The 18,343-nt window shown below is 69.5% G+C and carries 12 protein-coding genes and 3 pseudogenes; 7 read left to right on the forward strand and 8 right to left on the reverse strand.

The annotated features are described in order from the left end of the window. Positions 1–147 precede the first annotated feature (147 nt). The 6 genes and pseudogenes from M2437_RS22785 to M2437_RS22810 form a co-directional block, all read right to left on the reverse strand. The gene (locus tag M2437_RS22785) at positions 148–2,034 is read right to left on the reverse strand and encodes a TRAP transporter large permease (protein WP_253388756.1); all 1,887 of its coding nucleotides are present in this window, start codon (positions 2,032–2,034) and stop codon (positions 148–150) included. Between the two features lie 11 nt (positions 2,035–2,045). Further along, complete coding sequence (locus tag M2437_RS22790; RefSeq protein ID WP_056154514.1) at positions 2,046–3,062, reverse strand: TRAP transporter substrate-binding protein; 1,017 nt, start codon at positions 3,060–3,062, stop codon at positions 2,046–2,048. A 162-nt stretch (positions 3,063–3,224) separates the two neighbouring features. Next, on the reverse strand, positions 3,225–4,244 hold the full coding sequence (locus M2437_RS22795) for a transketolase family protein (RefSeq protein WP_182568994.1): 1,020 nt from the start codon (positions 4,242–4,244) through the stop codon (positions 3,225–3,227). Continuing rightward, positions 4,241–5,101: a transketolase gene (locus M2437_RS22800; RefSeq protein ID WP_056463521.1), complete on the reverse strand. Its 861-nt coding sequence runs from the start codon at positions 5,099–5,101 to the stop codon at positions 4,241–4,243. The genes M2437_RS22795 and M2437_RS22800 overlap by 4 nt, the downstream gene beginning before the upstream one ends. 17 nt (positions 5,102–5,118) lie before the next feature. After that, the gene (locus M2437_RS22805) at positions 5,119–5,868 is read right to left on the reverse strand and encodes an SDR family NAD(P)-dependent oxidoreductase (RefSeq protein WP_253388757.1); all 750 of its coding nucleotides are present in this window, start codon (positions 5,866–5,868) and stop codon (positions 5,119–5,121) included. Positions 5,869–6,113: 245 nt separating this feature from the next. Next, a pseudogene (locus M2437_RS22810) lies at positions 6,114–7,059 on the reverse strand (LysR substrate-binding domain-containing protein). Between the two features lie 392 nt (positions 7,060–7,451). Here M2437_RS22810 and M2437_RS22815 point away from each other — a divergent pair. After that, a complete protein-coding gene (locus M2437_RS22815; protein ID WP_253388758.1) occupies positions 7,452–8,732 on the forward strand; it encodes an FAD-dependent monooxygenase in 1,281 nt (426 codons plus the stop codon). A 322-nt stretch (positions 8,733–9,054) separates the two neighbouring features. Here M2437_RS22815 and M2437_RS22820 read toward each other — a convergent pair. Next, positions 9,055–10,195 (reverse strand): annotated as a pseudogene (locus tag M2437_RS22820) (HPP family protein). A 332-nt stretch (positions 10,196–10,527) separates the two neighbouring features. Between M2437_RS22820 and frr the strand changes: the two are divergent. The 4 genes from frr to dxr all read left to right on the forward strand — a co-directional run bounded on the left by frr (position 10,528) and on the right by dxr (position 13,994). Then, positions 10,528–11,091, forward strand: a complete 564-nt coding sequence (frr, locus tag M2437_RS22825; protein WP_003598054.1) for a ribosome recycling factor — start codon at positions 10,528–10,530, stop codon at positions 11,089–11,091. A gap of 70 nt (positions 11,092–11,161) precedes the next feature. Next, positions 11,162–11,941 carry an isoprenyl transferase gene (locus M2437_RS22830; RefSeq protein WP_003598053.1) on the forward strand — a complete coding sequence of 260 codons (780 nt, stop codon included), beginning with the start codon at positions 11,162–11,164 and terminating at the stop codon, positions 11,939–11,941. Further along, the gene (locus tag M2437_RS22835; protein WP_253388759.1) at positions 11,941–12,801 is read left to right on the forward strand and encodes a phosphatidate cytidylyltransferase; all 861 of its coding nucleotides are present in this window, start codon (positions 11,941–11,943) and stop codon (positions 12,799–12,801) included. The genes M2437_RS22830 and M2437_RS22835 overlap by 1 nt, the downstream gene beginning before the upstream one ends. A gap of 14 nt (positions 12,802–12,815) precedes the next feature. Next, positions 12,816–13,994 (forward strand): 1-deoxy-D-xylulose-5-phosphate reductoisomerase, encoded by a 1,179-nt coding sequence (gene dxr / locus M2437_RS22840; RefSeq protein WP_253388760.1) that lies wholly within the window; start codon positions 12,816–12,818, stop codon positions 13,992–13,994. A gap of 134 nt (positions 13,995–14,128) precedes the next feature. Here the strand turns inward: dxr and M2437_RS22845 are convergent, their stop codons facing one another. Continuing rightward, positions 14,129–14,395, reverse strand: a complete 267-nt coding sequence (locus M2437_RS22845) for a hypothetical protein (RefSeq protein WP_499007203.1) — start codon at positions 14,393–14,395, stop codon at positions 14,129–14,131. Here M2437_RS22845 and rseP point away from each other — a divergent pair. Continuing rightward, a pseudogene (gene rseP / locus M2437_RS22850) lies at positions 14,280–15,372 on the forward strand (RIP metalloprotease RseP). The gene M2437_RS22845 and the pseudogene rseP overlap by 116 nt on opposite strands. A gap of 360 nt (positions 15,373–15,732) precedes the next feature. After that, positions 15,733–18,297, forward strand: a complete 2,565-nt coding sequence (gene bamA, locus M2437_RS22855; RefSeq protein WP_003598044.1) for an outer membrane protein assembly factor BamA — start codon at positions 15,733–15,735, stop codon at positions 18,295–18,297. Positions 18,298–18,343: the final 46 nt, after the last annotated feature.

Below are 18,343 nucleotides of genomic sequence, written 5' to 3' on the forward strand. Positions count from 1 at the left end.
GCTGAGGCCCGCTACGCGCAGCAGGTCGATCGGCTCGCCCGCTCCGGGCATGGCGGCGTGCTCTGAGCGCCTGATCCCGGGCTTCGAGAGCCGCCTCGGGGGCGGCCGGGACCGGATCAGCGCCGCAGCCCGAAGCGGCGCCGGCGTTTAGAGGAAGCCGATCGAGAACCAGGGCACCAGGATGATCACGATTAGCCCGACCAGCAGCGCCGCGACGTAGCCGATGATCGGCCGCATGCCGGCGTCTGGATGGATGCGGCTGATGGCGCAGGCCGCGTAGTAGCCGACGCCGAAGGGCGGGGCGAACAGGCCGATTCCCATCGCGAGAACCACGACCATGGCGTAGTGCACCTCGTGCACGCCCACGGCCCGGGCGATGGGAAACATTAGCGGCCCGAACAGGACGATCGCCGGGATTCCCTCCAGCACGGAACCCAGCACGATGAAGGCGAGGGCGGAGACGGCGAGGAAGCCGAGCGCGCCGCCGGGCAGTTCCTTCATCGCGACGGCGAGCGCCTGCGAGAAGCCGGACTGCATCAGTGCCCAGGCCATGGCGGTGGCCGCGCCGATGATTAGCAGGATCGCCCCCGACAGCGTCGCCGTCGTCACCAGCATGGGCATGAGGCGGCGCCAGTCGAATTGCCGGTAGACGAGGAGCCCCGCCAGCACGGCGTAGACGATGCCGATCGTCGAGACCTCGGTGGCGGTGGCCACGCCCTCGATCACCGCGGCCCGGATGACGAAGGGCAGCGCGAGCGCCGGCACCGCCACGACGAGCGCCTTCAGGATCGCCTTCCGACCGGGGCGGACGACGTGGCTCATGTCCTCGCCGCGGTAGCGCCACCAGACCAGCGCGCACAGCGTCGCCCCGAGGACGACGGCCGGCAGAAGGCCGCCGGTGAACAAAGCAGTGATCGAGACGCCGCTCACCGAGCCGATGGTGATGAGCACGATCGAGGGCGGAATCGTCTCGGTCTGGGCGCCGGTCGCAGAGAGCAGCGCGACGAGATCGCCCTCCTTGGCGCCGCGCGCCTTCATCTCGGGAAACAGCACCGGGGCGACGGCGGCCATGTCGGCGGCCTTCGAGCCGGAGATGCCGGAGACGAGGTACATCGCCCCCACCAGCACGTAGTGCAGGCCGCCGCGCACATGGCCCAACAGGCTTGCCAGGAAACCGACCATGGCGCGGGCCATGCCGGTCATCTCGATCAAGAGTCCGAGGAAGATGAACAGCGGCACCGCGAGCAGGATGAGATGGCTCATGCCCTCGTCCATGCGCCCGACGACGACCATGGCGGGCGCGTAGGTCGTGCTCATGAGGTAGGCGTAGGTCGAGAGCCCGAAGGCGAAGGCGATCGGCACGCCGGAGAACACCAGAGCTCCGACGCCGAGCAGGAAGAACACCAGCAGGTTGAGGTTGCCGATGCTACTCAGGAGCGGCGACAGGCCGGCGAGCACGGCGGCGAGGCCGGCCCCGAGAGCCAAAGCCGCGCCCGTGAGGCGCCAGTCGCTCTCCTGCACGAGGCGCAGCACGGCGGTGACGAGCATCAGCGCGAACCCGACCGGCAGGGCGGCGGCGCGCCAGGTGTTGGGGAGGTCGAGGGCCGGCGTGTAGACCCAGGATTCCTCGATCGCGAACTCGAAGGCCGGCTCCAGCAGAACCCCGACGAAGACGAGGCCGGCCACGATCGCCAGGGTATCCATGAAGGCCCGCGCGCGCGGCGTGGCCATGCCGACGAAGGCGGTCATGCGCATATGTTCGCCGCGCCGGAAGGCGACGACCGTCCCCAGCATGGCGAGCCACAGGAACAGGATCGAGGCGAGTTCGTCGGACCAGACCAGAGGCCGGTGCAGGGCGTAGCGGCTGACGACGCCGCTCAGGAGCACGACGATCTCCAGAACGACGAGGATCGCCGCGGGGATCTCGACCATCCGCCCGAAGACGCGATCGAAGGTCTGGAGATACGAGCTTTGGCCGGCGGCGGGCGCGGGGGCGGCCGGCGCGGGCGCGTCGAGTTGCACGTCGAGTTGCATGGCGGCCTTCCTCACACGAGCTTTCCGGTGACGCTCTCGAGATGGTCCCAGGCCGTCGGCCCGAGCTTGGCTTTCCAGTCCCGGTAGAAGCTGGTCCGGACGAGGGCGTCGCGGAACGCGTCCCGGTCGACATCGACGAAGGTCAGGCCCTTGGCCGCGAGCGTGGTGCGCAGGTTCGCGTTGAGCGCCACGCTGTCGGCGCGCTCGTCGTCGGCGGAGCGGTCGAGCTCGCGCCCGACGATCATCCGCAGATCCTCGGGAAGGCGGGCCCAGGCGCGGCGATTGCCGAGGATCCAGTAGGCGTCCCAGATGTGCCCGGTCAGGCTGCAGCTCTTCTGGACCTCGTAGATCCGCGTCGTCGCGGTGATCGGGAGCGGGTTCTCCTGGCCCTCGACCACCTTGGTCTGCAGGGCCGAGTACAGCTCGTTGAAGTTGATCGGCGTCGCGCCCGCCTCCAGGGCCCGGAACAGCGAGGTCTGCATCGGCGCCTGCGGCACGCGGATCTTGAAGCCGCGGATGTCGTCCGGCGTGCGGATCTCCTGCGTCGAGGAGGTAACGTGACGGAAGCCGTTGTCCCAGGCCTTCGACACGGTGAGGATCGGCGTGCGCCCGATCTGCTCGCGGACATAGGCGCCGAGCGGACCGTCGGTGGCGGCCCAGACGCTGTCGTAATCCTTGAAGACGAAGCCGAGATTGGTCAGGCTCGCCACCGGCAGGAAGGTCGCCAGGACCGAGGCAGACAGGTTCAGGAACTCGACGGCGCCGCTGCGCACCTGAGCGAGCAGGTCGGTGTCGGCCCCGAGCTGGTTGGCCGGGAACAGCCGGATCTCCAGGCGTCCGCCGCTCGCCTCGCGGATCCGGTCGATCGCCTGCTGCGCGCGGATGTTGACGGGATGGTTCGGATCCTGCCCGGTCGCCAGCTTGTAGACGAACTCGGCGGCCGCGGCGCGCCGCGTCAGGATGCCGAACAGGGGAAGGGCGGCCGCGCCCGCGACGAGGCGCCGACGGCTGAGAGAAGCCTCTGGCATGTTTCACTCCCTGGATGGTCGCGGCCCGCCGCCCGATCCCCGCCGTTCGCGGTCTTTGGGATCGTCATCCAGTCGTGCCGGATGCTCCGCACCGCTCGGGCGCGAGGTGGGGCAGGCCTCTCGGGAGGCGGCGCCGGTCGTCCGGCGCCGCCCGCACTCGCCTCAGAGCCAGCTGCGGATGCTGCGGGCCATCGCCTGGCTGGAAATGCCGTAGCGCTCGTGCAGCGTCGGAAGGGCGCCCGCGTCGAGGAACTCGTCGGGCAGGCCGATCTGGCGGTAGCCCGGCGGCACCGTGCCGGTGCGCAGGAGCAGACCCGCCACCGCCTCACCGAGACCGCCGATCACCGAGTGGTTCTCGGCCACCACCACGAGCCGCCCGCCGCGGCCGACCTCGCGTAGGATCGTCTCCTCGTCGAGGGGCTTGATGGTCGGGACGTGCAGGACCGCGACATCCACGCGGTCGTCGCCCAGGGCCTGCGCGACTTCAAGCGCCCGCATGGTCATCAGCCCGGAGGAGATGATGAGCACGTCGCGCCCGTCGCGGATGGTCTTCGCCTTGCCCCACTCGAACGTGTAGCCGTACTCGTCGAGGACGAGGGGAACGTTGCCGCGCATGAGCCGCAGGTAGACCGGGCCCTGATGCTCCACCATCGCCGGCACCACCTGCTCCAGCTCGTGCGCGTCGCAGGGGTCGAGGATGGTTAGGTTCGGCATGCCGCGGAAGATCGCCAGATCCTCGGTGGCCTGGTGGCTCGGGCCGTAGCCCGTGGTCAGGCCCGGCAGGGCGCAAGCGATCTTGACGTTGAGGTTCTCCTCGGCGATCGCGAGGCAGATGAAATCGTAGGCCCGCCGCGCCGCGAACACGGCGTAGGTGGTGGCGATGGGCGTGAAGCCCTCGCGAGCGAGACCCGCCGCCGCGCTCATCAGGAGCTGCTCGGCCATCCCCATCTGGTAGAACCGCTCGGGATAGGCCTGCGCGAAGATGTGCAGGTCGGTGTACTTGGCGAGATCCGCCGACAGGCCGACGAGGTCGGGGCGTGTCTTGGCCAGTTCGACGAGCGCGTTCCCGAACGGCGCCGGCTTGGTCCGCTGGCCGGGTGCGGCCAGCGAGGCGATCATCGCCGAGGTCTTGGCGCCGCCGGCCGCGCGCGGCGCCGGTTTCTCGTACTTCGAACGCCTCATGGGAGCCTCCCTTCGTCCAGAACCGCCAGGGCTTGGCGCCACTCGTCCGCCTCGACCCGCAGGAAGTGATTGCGCTCGCGCGCCTCGAGGAAGGGCACGCCCTTGGCCATCTTGGTGTCGCAGATGATGATGCGCGGGCAGCGCTCCGGATGGGACCGGGCGGCGTCGAAGGCCTTCACCAGGGCGTCGATGTCGTTGCCGTCCACCCGCTGGACGAACCAGCCGAAGGCCTCGAATTTCGGCGCGAGCGGCTCGAAGTTCAGGACGCCGCGGGACGGCCCGTCGGCCTGCATGCCGTTGACGTCGACGATGCCGATCAGGTTGTCGAGCCCGAAGCTCGCCGCCGACATCGCCGCCTCCCAGGTCGAGCCCTCGTCGAGTTCGCCGTCGGAGAACAGGTTGTAGACGAAGGCGGCCGAGGCCTTGCGCTTGAGGCCGAGCGCCATCCCGACGGCGATGCCGAGCCCGTGGCCGAGGGAGCCGCCGGTGATCTCCATGCCGGGCGTGTAGGCGGCCATGCCGGACATCGGCAGGCGGCTGTCGTCGGAACCGTAGGTCCCGAGTTCGTCCTCCGGGATGATGCCGGCCTCGATCAGCGCGGCGTAGAGGGCGATGGCGTAGTGGCCGATCGAGAGCAGGAAGCGGTCCCGGCCCTCCCATTCCGGATCGTCGGGCCGGTAGGTCATGGCGTGGAAGTAGCTGACCGCCAGCACGTCGCTGATGCCGAGCGCCTGAGCGATGTAGCCCTGGCCCTGGACCTCGCCCATCAGCAGGGCGTGGCGGCGGATGCGGTAGGCGCGGTCGTCGAGCGAAACGTTCGAGCCTTCGCGGGGGTGGATCTCGGGGGGGTGCACCATGGCTGTGTTCCTTCCGATCAATGGATCAGCATGCCGCCGTTGACGTCGATCACCGCGCCGGTGAGGTAGGCGGACAGGTCGCTGGCGAGGAACAGGCAGACATTGGCGACGTCGTCGGCGACGCCGAGGCGGCCGAGGGGGATGCCGCTGACGATCTCGGCGCGCATCGCGTCGGTGAGCTTGCCGGCGGTGATGTCGGTCTGGATCAGGCCGGGCGTCACCGAATTCACCCGGATGCCGTCGGAGCCGAGTTCGCGCGCCATCGCTTTGGCGAGACCGAGCACGCCCGCCTTGGCGGCGCTATAATGCGGACCGCCGAAGATGCCGCCGCCGCGCTGGGCCGAGACCGACGACATGCAGACGATCGCGCCGGCGCGCTGGCGGCGCATGGCGGGGATCACCGCCTGGCTCATGTAGAGGGTGCCGCGCAGGTTGACGTCGGTGACGGCATCGTAATTCGCCGCCTCGATCTCCATCAGCTTCAGGGGCTGCGAGATGCCGGCATTGTTCACGAGGACATCGATTTGTCCGGCCTGGGCGATCACCTCGTCGGCGGCCGCTTGGCAGGCCGCCCGGCTGGCGACATCACAGGCGAGGCCGAAATGCCCCGGACCGATCTCGCGCGCCGCCGCCTCGGCCTGGCCGGCGTCGAGATCGAGGATGACCACCCGCCCGCCCTGGGCCGCGAACAGGCGTGCCGTGGCCTTGCCGATGCCGCGCGCGGAGGCCGCGCCGGTGATTACACAGACTTTGTCCTTCAGAAGCATGTCGCTCTCCCTGCGCGGCGGCGGTGCTTCCGCTCCGGCGCTCAGCTTGTTTGGAGATGGGAGATCCGCCGATTTGCCGGGCCCGACCGCTGGGCCTCGACAAGTTGCCCGCGCGCTCGGCCGCACTACAGCGGCGGTGCCGGGGTCGGCTGCAGTTCGTTTCCTCTCATCTCATTGATGAGCACGATGATGCATGGCCCCATAATGCAGCAAACGCGAAGTTATCAGCCCCAGATGAATTTCGCTCACCTTGCCGGTGCCGGCTGCTGCGCCCGCACGGGTTGCGGCGTCTCCGGGGGCAGTTCCGGGGGCAACGCCACACGCAGTTCGGCGGCGAGCCAGCGTGCAAACACGCAGAGCGGGGTTCGGCGCCGCGTCAGGGCCGGGAAGACGAGATAATGACCGGTATATTCGACGTTGGAGGCCCGCTCTGCGAGCGGCGCGACGAGGCGCCCGCTCGCCAATTCCCGTTCGGCCAGAAGTGTGGATTCCAGCGCGATGCCGAGATCGTCGGCCGCCGCCGTGATGGCGAGGAAGCTGCGGTCGAAGCGAAGGCCGGCGGAGGGTGGGGCGCGCAAGCCGTTGCGCTCGAACCAGAGCGGCCAGCGCACGAGCTTGTTGTCGCTCTGGATCAGCGGCTGGCCGGGAAGGTCGGCGGCCTCGCGTATCCTGCGGGCGCGCTCGGGCGTGCAGAGCGGTGTCACCGTTTCCTGGCCGAGCGGCATGACGATGAGCCCCTCGCCGCGCGGCGGACCGTAGACGATGTCGGCATCGAACTCGTCGGTGATGAAGCGGGCGTAATCCATGCCAGCGGCGAGTCGCACCTCGAAGTCGGGATGGCTGGCCATGAAGCGGGCCAAGCGCGGCGTCAGCCATTGCGCGGCGAAGCTCGGGGCGCAGTGCAGGCGCAGCAATTGCGGGGGCCCGCGTCGCGACGAGGTCGAAGCCCCGGTTCATCTCTTCGAAGGCGCGGCTGACATGGTCGAGAAGAGCCTCGCCGGCCGCCGTCAGGGCGATGCCGTGGCTGTCGCGCTCGAACAGCGCCACGCCGAGGGCCTGCTCCAGCTTGCGCACCGCGTGGCTGACGGCACTCGCGGTGAGATTGAGCTCGCTCGCCGCGTCCTTGAACGAACGGCGGCGCGCGGCGGCCTCGAACGTGCGGACGGCGGAGAGCGGAACAGGTGGGCGCATCGGGCAGACGATGCGGCAGGCGCCTCCATCTGACAATCTCCAATAGAGCGGGGAAAGACAGTCCGCCGATCACTGGGTTTGTTCTGTCAAACGGACGTAAGCGGCGAAACCATCGACAAGGTTGATCCGGACAAACCCGACCAACCGGGAAGACCGCCCAGTCGACCCCTCTCACGGCGCAGGAGCGGAGATCGGGGGACGTTGCGGATGGCCCGGCGATCGGTCACGGCTGTCGCCACCGGCCGGAGGCGGCGTGACAATCCGGCGGCGTTGTCCCGCAGCCGCCGATTGCTCGCGCGGGATGCGGACGGGCGCCGGGCGCGATATCACCGGTTCGACCGCCACTCCCGCTCCGGACGGGGCAGACGAGGGACGCCCATGAGGGTCACGAGATGAGCGCAACGAATCGTCCTCCTCGGGATCGCCGCGCCGGCAGCCGCGGCTTGCTCGTCGCCGGGGCCGGCATTCCGGGCCTGACCCTGGCGGTCGCCCTGAAGCAGGCGCACGGGGCGGCGCTCGACGTGACGGTCTGCGATCCAGGTTTGGAGGCCGGCGCGGCGCGCCATCGCGGGCGCGCCTACGCCGTGGCGGCCGGGCCGCGGCGGATGTTCGAGCAGCTCGGGCTCTGGTCGCGGATCGAACCGGCGGCGGAGCCGATGCGCCGGCTGGTCATCAGCGACAGCCGGGTCGGCGATCCGGTGCGGCCGGTTTTCTTGACCTTCGGCGACGGAACCGAGGCCCGCGACGCGGGCGAGCCCTTCGCCCACATGGTCGAGGCCGAGCCGATGGTCGCCGTGCTGCTCGACGCCGCGCGGGAAACGGGCGTCCACCTCGCCGCCTCAAGTGTTACCGCCGCCGTGCCGGGCCCGCGCGTGACCCGGGTGACCCTGAGCGACGGCAGCAGCGACGAGGTCGCGCTCGTGGTCGCCGCCGACGGGGCGCGCTCGGCCCTGCGCGAGGCCGCCGGCATCGGCTGGGTCGGCTGGTCCTACCCGCAATCGGGTATCGTCGCGACGATTCAGCATGCCCGCGACCATGAGGGCCGGGCCTTCGAGCATTTCCTGCCGAGCGGGCCCTTCGCGATCCTGCCGCTCAAGGCGGGCGGCGCACTCGGCCACCGCTCCTCCATCGTCTGGACCGAGCGCAGCGCCGACGTGCCGGCCCTGCTCGGCGGGGATGCCGCCGAGACGCTGGCCGAGATCGAGCGCCGGTTCGGGGCCGAACTCGGGCGCATCGCCCTGGAGCATGGGCCGAGCGCCCATCCCCTGCATCTCGGCCTCGCCCGCAGCTTCCGGGCGCCCCGCCTCGCGCTGCTGGGGGACGCCGCCCACGTCATCCATCCGCTGGCGGGCCAGGGGCTCAATCTCGGCCTCGCCGGGGCCGCGGCCCTGGCCGAGGCGGTGACCGGCGCCCTGCGGCTCGGGCTCGATCCCGGCGCGGATGCGGTTTTGCGCGATTACGAGCAGGCGCGCCGCTTCGATTCCGTCGCGATGGCGGCGGCGACGGATGGGCTCAACCGCCTGTTCTCGAACGACAGCATGGCGCTGCGGCTCACCCGCGATTTCGGCCTCGGCCTCGTCGATCGGATGCCGGGCCTGAAGCGCTTCTTCATCGGCCAAGCATCGGCGCTGCGGGGCGGGACCCCGCGCCTGCTGCGGGGTGAAGCCCTGTGAAGCGGGCGCCGGGACGGCCGAACGGCTCGCCCCCGGCGTGCCGGCGGCTTCTGGCCGGCTACGGCTTACGCAGGCGGGAGAATTGCCATGTCAGCATCATGCTCGAGGCCATGAGGGCCGCGTACAGCATCTGAAGAAGCGGACCGTCTTGCATCGGCTCAATCCCGCGGACGTGGCAGCGCCAGGAAAGAGTGAGTTCTGGCAACAACCGGGCCAACTTTCGGCGGGGCGTCGCAGACGATGGCGGTCCGGCGGCCGGGCGGTCGCGGAGGTGAGCGTTTTGACGGGTCGATAAAGGCGTGCCCTCGGGCGGTGGCGGCCGCTACGGTGAGACCGGATCGGGCAGCGCGAACGCCTTGGCGGAGAGCAGGCGCGTCAGGGTCGCGAGCAGATCGGTCTGGGTGATGATCCCCAGCACGCGCCGGTCGTCGGCGGTGACGACGACCGCATGGGTATGACCGTCCGTCAGATCGTTCACCAGCGCGATCACCGGGTCGTCCGGCCCGGTCGTCCTGGCCTCGGACATCACCTGCGCCAGCGCCACCTCGCCGTGCAGCGTCAGCTCGCGCAGGCCGATCGTGCCGGCGAGCCGGCCGGCCCGGTCGATGACGGGAAGCGTCCTGATGTTGTGGGCGAGTAGAAGCTCCCGTGCCCGTTCGGCGCTGCCATCGAGCCCGATGGTGACGACGTCGCGTGACATCACCTCACCGCAGGTCAGATCCCCCCGTGCGCGCACGAGTGCGTGGAGTTCGACCTGCCGGAGAAGCCGGTCGAGATCGGCGCGGTCGATGTCCAGCGTCTCGTCCAGCGCGACCAGGGCCGCATCGACATCTTCAGTCCGGAAGCCGACCCGGAGCGGGGCCGGCAAATCCCCCGTCCCGTGGGTGTTCACCGGCGTCGCGACCGCGACGTGCGGGTAGTTGCGGCGCGAGAGCTTGTGGAAGCCGATGCCGAGCGCAACGAGAATGACCGAGTTCAGGCCGACCGGGAAAAGCGGGAACAGAAAGCCCGCCGACGTGACGGCCGGGCCGCCGATGAGTGCGGTCAAGGCGGCGGCCCCCACCCGGCGGGTGAAGACACCGGGTCAGCGACATCGCTGCGATCGCAAGGGAGACGCCAACGCCGATCGCAATGACGGGATCGGGAATGAGGTGCGCGGCAAGCACGCCCATGAACGCGGAGATGGTGTTGCCGCCGATGACCGACCAGGGCTGGGCGAGCGGACTGGCGGGCACGGCGAAGATCAGCACCGCCGACGCCCCCATCGGCGCGACGATCAGCGGGATGTGGGGGCCTTCTCCGAAGAACCAGCCGCAGACCAGGCCGGTGAGCGTGATGCCCGCAAGAGCACCCAGGCACGCGATCAGGCGCTCACGCAGGGTCGCGCCGGCCAGAATCGGCCGGAACAGGCGGAATCCGTGCGATCGTTCAGCGCGTTGTTCCGGGCCACCGGGGTTGGGCATCCTCGCGCGTTCCTCGTGTCTCGACCGGTGTCGGCGCTGCCGGTTCCGCAGGCAGGTGCTCCACCTGTCAGCTCACGGATCTGGTATACCACATACAAGCTGACGGATCGCTACCGGATTTGCAACATGCATAGGCACGTTGCTCTCCGGCAAGGCAGATCTGGCTAAGCTGCACCGTTAAAGGATACGCCGTCGCAGGCCTGCGGCGCCCGAGCCCAGCACGGGCACAACCGCATTTGCGGCCACCCGGTTTTTCGTTCATGTAGCGGCACCGCGCGCCGGGCGCGTCCGCGCGCCGATCTGCCACCCGAACGCATCGGGACTTTGAACCTATGGCTACACCGGAATTCGACCTGGGCGACATCAAGCGCCGCATGCAGGGTGCCGTCAGTTCTCTGAGCAAGGATCTGGGATCGCTGCGCACGGGCCGCGCGACGCCGAGCCTGCTCGATCCGATCCAGGTCGAGGCCTACGGCTCCTCGATGCCGATGGCCCAGGTCGCAACCGTCAGCGTGCCGGAGCCGCGGCTTCTCTCGATCTCGGTCTGGGACCGCTCGATGGTCACCAACGTCGAGAAGGCGATCCGCGAATCCGATCTCGGCCTCAACCCGATGACGGAAGGCCAGACCATCCGCCTGCGCATCCCCGAGATGAACGAGCAGCGCCGCAAGGAGATGGTCAAGGTCGCGCACAAGTATACGGAGGAGGCCCGCGTCGCCGTGCGCCACGTGCGCCGCGACGGGCTCGACATCCTCAAGAAGCTCGAGAAGGACGGCGCCATCAGCCAAGACGACGAGAAGCGTCAGGCTGCCGAGGTGCAGAAGGCCACCGACGACGCGATCAACGAGATCGACGGCGTGCTGGCGAGCAAGGAAAAGGAAATCATGCAGGTCTGACACCCGGCCTGCACGGAACGGAGACGGGTGGGGCCGCGCCGAACCGCGGCGGCGAGAGGAGGAGGCTGCGTTGGTTCGCTCGGAAGGCGCGCGGCAGATCGGTGAGGCGGCAGGCGCCGCCCCCGGAGGCGCCGGACAGCCAGCGCCGCGCCACGTCGCCATCATCATGGACGGCAACGGCCGCTGGGCGGCAAGCCGGGGCCTGCCCCGTTTCGAGGGGCACCGCCGCGGCGTCGAGGCCGTCCGCCGCGCCGTGCGCTCCGCCATCACCCTCGGCATCGACTATCTCACGATCTACAGCTTCTCCTCCGAGAACTGGCGCCGCCCCCCCTCGGAGGTTTCCGAGCTGATGGGCCTGCTCAAGCTGTTCGTCCGCGGTGATCTCGCCGACCTCCACGCCAACAACGTCCGCATCCGGGTGATCGGCGACCGTGCCGACCTCTCGCCGGACATCGCGAGCCTGCTCGACGAGGCGGAGGCGCGCACCCGCGCCAATACCGGCCTGACCCTGGTCGTTGCCTTCAATTACGGCGGGCGCCAGGAAATCCTGCGCGCGGTGCGGCGCATCGCGGCCTCCGTCGCCGAGGGGCGGCTGCGGGTCGACGAGATCGAGCTGCCGACCATCACCGAGGCGCTCGACACCGCCGGCATCCCCGACCCGGACCTCGTGATCCGCACCTCGGGCGAGCAGCGCCTCTCGAACTTCCTGACATGGCAGACGGCTTACGCCGAGTACGTGATCGAGCCGGGCTTCTGGCCGGATTTCGACCACGCCGCGTTCCTCGCCGCCGTCAGCGAGTACCACCGTCGCGACCGCCGCTTCGGCGGCCTCAGCGCCGGAGCCGGCTGATGGCGGGCGACGAAGTGGTTTCCCCGGCCCGGCGCGCGCCCTTCGCCAACCGCGAATTCGGCCTGCGCGTCGCCTCGGCGCTGGTGCTCGGCGCCGTCGTGCTCGGCACGCTCCTCGTCGGCGGCTGGGCCTTTGCCGGCATCTGGCTGATCGCGGGCGTCGTCGGTGCCGCCGAATGGCTCGCCATGACCCGCTCCGAGCCGCTGCTGCCGCTGCTGGGACTGACCGGCGCGACGCTGTTCGGTGTGCTCGCCACGGTGCTGCTCGGCGCCCCCGTCTGGGTTCCGGCTCTCCTCCTGCTCGCCGGCAGCCTCGGTCTCTTCGCCCTCGGACACGGCCCCGGCCGGCGCAAGCCGATCTGGGGCCTGCTCGGCGGCGCGGTGGTCGCCCTGGTGCCGACGCTGCTGCGGATCGACCCCGAAATCGGCATCGTCGGGCCGGCCTGGATGTTTGCGGTGGTCTGGTCCACCGACAGCGTCGCCTACTTCACCGGCCGCCTCATCGGCGGGCCGAAGCTGATGCCGCGGGTGAGCCCGAAGAAGACGTGGTCCGGCGCGCTCGGCGGCCTCGCCGCGGGAATCGTCGGCGGAACCGTCACCGTGCTCATCGCCCGCAGCCAGGGTTGGGACGCGCTGCCCGCGGTCTCGCCCCCCCTGGTCGCGGCGCTGAGCGGCCTCGCCTCGATCCTGTCGCAGGGGGGCGACCTCGTTGAGTCCGCCCTCAAGCGGCGCTACGGCGTCAAGGATTCGGGCCGCTCGATCCCCGGCCATGGCGGCGTCATGGACCGGCTCGACGGCTTCTTCGCCGTGGCCGGGCTCGCCGGCCTGTGCCTTGCCGCCCTGCGGCTCCTGAATGCCTGAACGGAACTGATCCCGTGACCCTCACCGTCACCGTCCTCGGCGCTACCGGCTCGATCGGCCGCTCGACCACGGACCTCCTCGCCCAGCATGCGGGCCGCTTCCGCGTCGGCGCCCTCGTCGGCGGCAAGGATGCCGCGGCCCTGGCCAAGCTCGCCCTGGAGATGCGGCCGGATTTCGCCGCGCTCGCCGACGAGAGCGCCGGCCCGGCTTTGGCCGAGGCGCTTGCGGGCTCCGGCATCCCGAACGGGGCCGGCGAGAATGCGGTGCTGGAGGCGGTCGCCCGCGAGGCCGACATCGTCGTCGCGGCGGTGAGCGGCGCGGCGGGCCTGAAACCCACCCATGCCGCGCTCCGGCTCGGGCGCACCATCGCGCTCGCCAACAAGGAGAGCCTCGTCTGCGCGGGCGACGCCTTCATGCGCGACGCCAAGCGCTACGGCGCCCGCATCCTGCCGGTGGATTCCGAGCACAACGCACTCGCCCAGGCCATGGGCGACGGCCGCGTGTCCGACATCGCCAAGATGACGCTGACCGCCTCGGGCGGCCCGTTCCGCACCTGGACCCGCGAGCGCATCGCCGCCGCGACCCCGGCCGAGGCCGCCGCCCACCCGACCTGGTCGATGGGCATGAAGATCAACATCGATTCCGCCTCCCTGATGAACAAGGGGCTGGAGCTGATCGAGGCCCACCACCTCTTCGGCATCGAGGCCGAACGGCTCGACGTGATCGTCCATCCGCAATCGATCGTGCACGGGCTGATCGCGTGGCGCGACGGCGCGGTGACGGCGGGACTCGCCATGCCCGACATGCGCGTGCCGATCGCCCACTGCCTCGGCCTCGGCGACCGTCTGGAGATCGCCCGCGGGCGGCCGCTCGATCTGGCCGTGACCGGCAGCCTCACCTTCGAGCCGGCCGACGAGGCCCGCTTCCCCTGCCTGCGCGTCGCCCGCGCGGCGCTCGCCGAGGGCGGCGCGGCGCCGACCGTCATGAACGCCGCCAACGAGATCGCGGTCGCCGCCTTCATCCGCGGCGCGATTCCCTTCTACGGCATCGCCGAACTGGTGGAGCGGGCGGTCGAGCACTTCGCCGCCGAGTTCCGCCATGCGCCGGAGGACGTGGAAGAGGCGCTGGCCATCGACGCGCGGGTGCGCGCCTGGAGCCTCGAGGCGGTGCCCGCCGCCCGCGTCGCGGGCTAGGCTGGGAATTAACCTTTACGAAGTGTTGTCGGGGATGGAGAGCCCGGCCCAAGGGGTTGCGCGCGCGAATAGATCTCGCGCTCGAACGTGAGGCATGCGACGATCCGCGACTTGCCGGCCATGGGCTCGCCCTGTCAGGGCGGACGGTTGAGACTGGGATTCGCGCATGATGTGCACGGATCCCATACGTGGGTCGCGGCCTGAAGGATAACGGCCATGGAATTCTTGAGCGGCATGGGCGGCAACGCCGCCGGCTTCTTCGGCGCGGTGATCCCGTTCCTGATCGTGCTGACGATCGTCGTGTTCGTGCACGAAATGGGCCATTTCCTGGTCGGGCGCTGGTGCGGCGTCGGCGTCACCGCCTTCTCCATCGGCTTCGGCCCGGAGATCATCGGCTTCAACGACCGGCGGGGCACCCGCTGGAAGCTCTCGGCGATCCCGCTCGGCGGCTACGTGAAGTTCGTGGGCGACGCCAACGGCGCCAGCGTGCCCGACCCGGAGGCGGTCGCCCGCATGAGCCCGCACGAGCGGGCGGTGAGCTTCCCGACCCAGCCCGTGGCCAAGCGCGCAGCCATCGTCGCCGCCGGCCCCATCGCCAACTTCATCCTGGCCATCGCCGTCTTCGCGGGCGCGATCTATGTCAGCGGCCGCTACGAGACGCCGGCGCGCGTCGAGGCGGTGCAGCCGAACAGCGCCGCCGCGCGGGCGGGCTTCCAGCCCGGCGACGTGATCCGCACGATCGACGGCCAGACGGTCAACACCTTCAACGATATGCAGCGCGTCGTCTCGGCCGCCGCCCGGCTCCTCGCTGGCGGTGACCGTCGATCGCGGCGGGCAGGTCCAGACCCTGACCGCCGTGCCGGACATGATCGAGGAGCGCACGCCCTTCGGTCGCCACCGCTTCGGCCGGCTCGGCATCAACGGGCCGAATGCCGGCGCGGCCAAGCTGGTGCATTACGGCCCGTTCGAGTCGCTGAAGCTCGGCGTCCACGAGACCGCCTTCGTGGTGGAGCGGACCTTCGACTACATCGGCAAGCTCGTGACCGGGCGCGAATCCGCCGACCAGCTCTCCGGCCCGATCGGCATCGCCCGGGTCTCGGGCGAGGTGGCGCGCGTCGGCGGCGTCGGCGGACTGATCGGGCTGGTGGCGCTCCTGTCGGTCTCGATCGGGCTGCTCAACCTGTTCCCGATCCCGCTCCTCGATGGGGGGCACCTGATGTTCTACGCCTTCGAGGCGGTGCGCGGCCGCCCCCTGAGCGAGCGGGCGCAGGAGATCGGCTTCCGCATCGGACTGGCCTTCGTGCTGATGTTGATGCTGTTCGCCGCCTGGAACGACATCCTCAATCTCGGCGCCTCGCTGAGCCAGCGCGGCACCTGATCCGAGCGCTCTTCCCTACCCCTTCCCGACCCTGTATCGACGGCCCGGCGACCCCGCCGGGCCGTTCGCTTTTGCGGTGAATGCCGCCTTACTACGATCAGAACGCGAACCGGAAAGTCGTGCTCGCGATCATATTTACGCCCTATTCACGCTAATCTGAGATCACGTGAAAAGGTGCTTCGTCGTTAAGTGGCGCGAAGGCCACGACCCCTCAAAATCCCGGTATGTCGGACGGCCGCCGCGTTTGCTTCGTGGGGGAATCCCGATACAAGCGTGGCCGGGACCAGAGGGCGGTGAGCCTTAAGGGCGGCTGCCTGCGGGTGCGAACCCGTGCTGAGACAAAAAGAGACGGGCGATTACATGATGTCGATGACGGGAAAGCGCCGGCGAAAGTCGGCGGAGCGTGCCATCGTTCTGGTCGCCACCGCCGCCACCGTGATCCTCGGCGGCGCGGCCGCGCAGGCGCAGCAGATCGTCGTCGAAGGCAACCGCCGGGTCGATTCCGAGACGATCCGCTCCTACGTCACCGGCACCGCCACCGGGTCTCCCGAGGAGGCGCGGCGCAACCTTCTGGCCACCGGCCTCTTCTCCGACGTGCAGGTCTCCGGCCGCGGCGGCACCACCGTGGTGCGCGTGCGTGAGAACAGTGTCGTCGGCCGTGTCTTCTTCGAGGGCAACAAGAAGGTCGAGAAGGCGACGCTCGAGAGCGTCGTCGAGACCAAGGACCGCGGCGCCCTGAGCCCGGCGGTGATCGCCGCCGACGTCGAGCGCATCCGCGACGTCTACAAGCGCTCGGGCCGCGGCACCGCCAAGGTCAGCTACCGCCTCGTCGACCTGCCCAGCGGACGCTCCGACGTCATCTACGCCATTGACGAAGGCGATAAGACCGGCATCCGCGAAATCCATTTCATCGGCAACCAAGCCTATTCGGAATCGACCCTCAAGGGTCTGATGTCCTCCTCGGAGATGAACTTCCTCTCGTTCATCAAGACCTCCGACGTCTACGATCCCGACCGTATCTCCGCCGACCTCGACATCGTGCGCCGGTACTACCTGAAGAACGGCTATGCCGACTTCCGCGTCGTCAACGCCGATGCCCGCTACGTCGAGACCGGCGACGATGCCGGCTGGGTCATCAACGTCACCGTCGAGGAAGGTGAGCAATACACCGTCGGCGCAGTGGCCGTGGACCCGCGCATCGCCGGCATCGACCGCGAGGCGCTCGACGGGCAGATCCGCGCCCAGGTCGGCGACGTCTACAACGCCGAGGACGTCGAGAAGACGCTCGTTGGCGTCACCAACGAGGTCAACCGCCAGGGCTACCCCTTCGCCCAGGTGCGTCCCACCGGTCAGCGCGACCGCGCCACCCATCAGGTCGCCCTCGGCTTCGTGGTCGAGGACGGACCGCGCGTCTACGTCGAGCGCATCAACATCCGCGGCAACACCCGGACCCGCGACTACGTCATCCGCCGCGAGCTCGATCTGACCGAGGGCGATGCCTACAACCGCGTGCTGGTCGATCGCGCCGAGCGCCGGCTGAACGGCCTGGGCTTCTTCAAGAAGGTGCGCTTCTCCAACGAGCCGGGCTCGGCCCCGGATCGGGTGGTCGTGAACATCGACGTTGAGGATCAGCCCACGGGTTCGTTCTCGGTGGCCGGCGGCTACTCCACCCAGGACGGCATCATCGGCGAAGTCTCGGTCTCCGAGTCGAACTTCCTCGGTCGCGGCCAGTACGTGCGCCTCGCGGTGCAGGGCGGCCAGTACGCCCGCGGCATCGATTTCTCCTTCACCGAGCCGTACTTCCTCGGCTACCGCCTCGCCGCCGGCTTCGACGCCTTCTACAAGTATTCCGACCTGACCCGTTGGTCGCGCTACGAGACGACCGTCTATGGCGGTCAGCTCCGCCTCGGCCTGCCGATCACCGAGGAATTCGGCGTCACCTTCCGCTACTCGGTCTACAACACCGAGCTGCGGGTGCCGAACACTATCAAGCGGCCCTACAACGACTGCTCGGTGGCGATCCCCGGCTACACGGCCATCAACCCGGCCGGCACGATCGACCCGTCGAGCGGTCGTGACGTCGGTGGCCTCCCGGCCTATCCGAACTGCGCCTTCGACGGCGAGGCCTCGATCGCGCTCAAGGGCCAGCAGGGCAACGTGCTGACCTCGCTCGCGGGTGTCACGCTGGCCTACTCGACGCTGGATAACCTTCAGCGGCCCACGAACGGCTTCTACGGCGAGTTGAAGCCGGATGTGGCCGGCATCGGCGGCGACTCCAAGTTCTTCCGCGTGACGGGTGATGCCCGCTACTACAAGGAACTGTGGGAGGACGTGGTCGGCTTCGTGCGTCTACAGGGCGGCCACGTCTCGAACCTCGACGATCAGCCGCTGCGCATCACCGACCAGTTCTTCCTCGGCCCGTCGCTGGTCCGCGGCTTCGCCCCGAACGGCCTCGGCCCGCGCGACATCGGCATCGCCGACGCCCGCTCCAACGCCATCGGCGGCACGACCTACTTCGGCGCCACCGTCGAAGTTCAGTTCCCGATCTGGGGTCTGCCGCGGGATCTCGGCCTGAAGGGCGCGCTGTTCGCCGATGCCGGTACGCTGTTCGGCTATGACGGCCGCCGCAACTTCGACGTGAACCGCGACGGCTTCATCAACGGCTTCGCGCCGGGATCGGGCTGCAACTACACGAACTTCGGTGCCGGCGCGATCACGGTCGAGCCCGAATGCGTGAACGTCCGCGACAAGGCGACGATCCGTTCCTCGGTCGGTGCCTCGATCCTGTGGAACTCGCCGCTCGGCCCGATCCGCTTCGACTACGCCTATGCGCTGTCGAAGGACGAGGGTGTCCAGACGGCTCTTGGCAAGGTCGGCAAGGACCAGCTCCAGGCGTTCCGCTTCTCCGGCGGCTCGCGCTTCTGATCCTCGAAACATGGGCTTGAAAGAGCCGTGCCTGACCGTATCCCGG

Origin of the sequence: Methylorubrum pseudosasae (genome assembly GCF_029504475.1) — a bacterium.
GTDB lineage: Bacteria > Pseudomonadota > Alphaproteobacteria > Rhizobiales > Beijerinckiaceae > Methylobacterium > Methylobacterium extorquens.